The organism is Nonomuraea cavernae (assembly GCF_040655715.1).
GTDB classification, from domain to species: domain Bacteria; phylum Actinomycetota; class Actinomycetes; order Streptosporangiales; family Streptosporangiaceae; genus Nonomuraea; species Nonomuraea cavernae_A.
In genome coordinates this window covers 1-2,489 of the sequence record NZ_JBFAKL010000073.1, presented here as the reverse complement: position 1 = coordinate 2,489, position 2,489 = coordinate 1, and the positions used below count along the sequence as shown (strand labels likewise).

The window sequence follows — 2,489 nt, the reverse complement described above, 5'->3', positions numbered from 1 at the left end:
TGTCCGTGGCCGTGCAAAAGTAGCCGCAGGTGGCCGGGTTGAGGTCACCGCTGGTGGCCAGTTTTAAGTCCCCACGTCTGTTCGTGCGCGTCTGCGTGTCGTGGGGCGAGGTGTGCCCCTGAACGGTGATTGTGACGGTGTCAGCCAGTCACGAGATCACCGCTCAGGGAGTCTGCCGGGCCATGAAATCTTCGGGGGAAGTCATGGACATCATCGCCGCCTACCGCGAGGTAGGCACCTATCGCGGGGCCGCTGAAATGTGCGGCACCACCCACAAGACCGTCAAACGCATCATCGAGCGGGCGCTGGCCGGGGACAAGACGCCGCCCCGCAAGCAACGCGAGCACAACTACGACCCGGTCGCCCAGTTGGTGGCCGACAAGGTCCGCGCCACGCACGGGAGGATCTCGGCCAAGCGGCTGCTGCCGCTGGCGCAGACGGCCGGGTACGACGGGTCGGCGCGCAACTTCCGGCGGCTGGTCGCCCAGGCCAAGAAGGACTGGCGGCGACAGAACCCGCGAGGACGTCGCCCAGCGGTCTGGACGCCGGGCGAGATGCTGGTCATCGACTGGGGCGACGCCGGGGACAGACTGCACGTGTTCTGCGCGGTGCTGGCCTGGTCGCGTTTCCGGTTCGTGCGCTTCGCCGACAACGAGCGCGCCGAGACCACGCTGGGCTTGCTCGCCGAGTGTTTCGAGACGCTGGGTGCGGTCCCGAAGGTGGTGCTGGCCGACCGGATGGGCTGTCTGAAGGGCGGCGTGGTGGCCAACAAGGTCATCCCCACCGCCGACTACGTCCGCGTCGCCACCCACTACGGCTTCCGGCCCGACTGGTGCGAGGCGGCCGACCCCGAGTCGAAGGGCATCGTGGAGAACCTGGTCGGCTACGCCAAACGGGACCTGGTCGTGCCGCAGGCGCCATTCGATGACCTGACGGTGGCCAACATCGCCGCCCGGACCTGGTGCGCCGAGGTCAACACCGTCACCCATTCGGAGATCTGCGCCATCCCGGCCGAACGCCTCATCGGCGAGCGGGAGGTGATGAACGCGCTGCCGTCGCTGCGCCCGACCATCGGCAGGCCGCCCACCTGCCGCAAGGTGGACAGGCTGTCGTGCGTGCGCTTCGGCTCGGCCCGCTACTCGGTGCCCAACCGGCTCATCGGCACGACGGTGGCCGTCATCGAGGCCGACGGCAGGCTGCTGATCACCGATCTGGCCACCGGCGAGATCGTCGCCGACCACGCCCCGGTCGCCCCCGGCGAGGCAGCCGTCCTCGACGAGCACTACGGCGGGCCACGCCCAGCTCCGCGGCGGGCTGCCCGGCCGCGTACTCCGGCGGAGAAGGCGTTCCTGGCCCTCGGCTCGGCGGCCGAGACGTGGCTGACCGGCTCGGCCGCCTCGGGCAACACCCGCCTGGCCGCTGACCTGGCCGAGTTGGCCGCGCTCGGTGCCGCGCACGGGGACGCCGCGCTGATCGCCGCGTTGGAACGCGCGGCACGGTTCCGCCGCTGGCGGGCGGAGGACGTGCGCTCGATCCTGGCGGCCGGGGCCGGCACGCCGCAGCCGACCGCCGCCGGCGACGCGCTGGTGATGGCGCTGCCTGCCGTCTCGACCCGCTCCCTGGACGACTACGCCCTCGACCGGATCGGAGAGGCCGGATGAGCGCGCCCACCACACCCGCACTGCCTGGCGACCTGGATGCGGGGCTGCGCCGGCTGAAGCTGGCCACCATGCGCCGCCTGGCGCCCGAACTCCTGCTCACGGCCAAGACGCAGCGCTGGAATCCGGAGGAGTTCCTGCGCACGCTGCTGGAGGCCGAGCTGACCGCCCGGGATGAGTCCAACGTCCGCACCCGGATGAAGGCCGCCGCCTTCCCGGTGATCAAAACGATCGAGGAATTCGACGTCGCCGCCTCCTCCATCCCCCGCGCGACCTTCGATTACCTGGCCTCGCTGGAGTGGATCCGCGCCCAAGAGAACTACTGCGCGCTCGGCCCGGCGGGCACGGGCAAGTCCCACAGCCTGGTCGCTCTCGGCGTCGCCGCAGTTCACGCCGGGCACAAGGTGCGCTACTTCACCGCGGCCGACCTGGTCGAGACGCTCTATCGGGGCCTGGCCGACAATTCGGTCGGCCGCGTCATCGAAAACCTGCTCCGCAACGACCTGGTGATCATCGACGAGGTGGGGTTCGCCCCGCTGGACGACACCGGCGCGCAGTTGCTGTTCCGGTTCGTGGCCGCCGCCTACGAACGCCGCGCACTCGGCATCGGCTCCCACTGGCCCTTCGACCAGTGGGGCCGGTTCCTGCCCGAACACACCACCGCCGTCAGCCTGCTGGACCGGCTCCTGCACCACAGCGTCGTCGTCGTCACAGAGGGAGAGTCCTTCCGCATGAAACAGGCACGAACCCGGACAGGGCGACGCCTCACCAAGAAGTAGTCAACTACGAAGACGCGGGGACCTCGACTTGGCCACCAGCGGCGACACGCAC

Annotated in this window: 2 protein-coding genes; both read left to right on the top strand. The window is 70.1% G+C overall.

Translation table 11 applies throughout. The features are described from left to right. Positions 1-182: 182 nt before the first annotated feature. Entirely contained in the window at positions 183-1,661 is a 1,479-nt protein-coding gene (istA, locus tag AB0I38_RS40250; RefSeq protein ID WP_358496154.1) for an IS21 family transposase, read from the top strand. Further along, the gene (gene istB / locus AB0I38_RS40245) at positions 1,658-2,437 is read left to right on the top strand and encodes an IS21-like element helper ATPase IstB (RefSeq protein WP_358496149.1); all 780 of its coding nucleotides are present in this window, start codon (positions 1,658-1,660) and stop codon (positions 2,435-2,437) included. The genes istA and istB overlap by 4 nt, the downstream gene beginning before the upstream one ends. The last annotated feature ends 52 nt before the right edge of the window (positions 2,438-2,489 follow it).

Bases quoted from the DNA above. Each gene is read 5' to 3' on its own strand.
- istA (WP_358496154.1), top strand. From the start codon at position 183: ATGAAATCTTCGGGGGAAGTCATGGACATCATCGCCGCCTACCGCGAG.
- istB (WP_358496149.1), top strand. From the start codon at position 1,658: ATGAGCGCGCCCACCACACCCGCACTGCCTGGCGACCTGGATGCGGGG.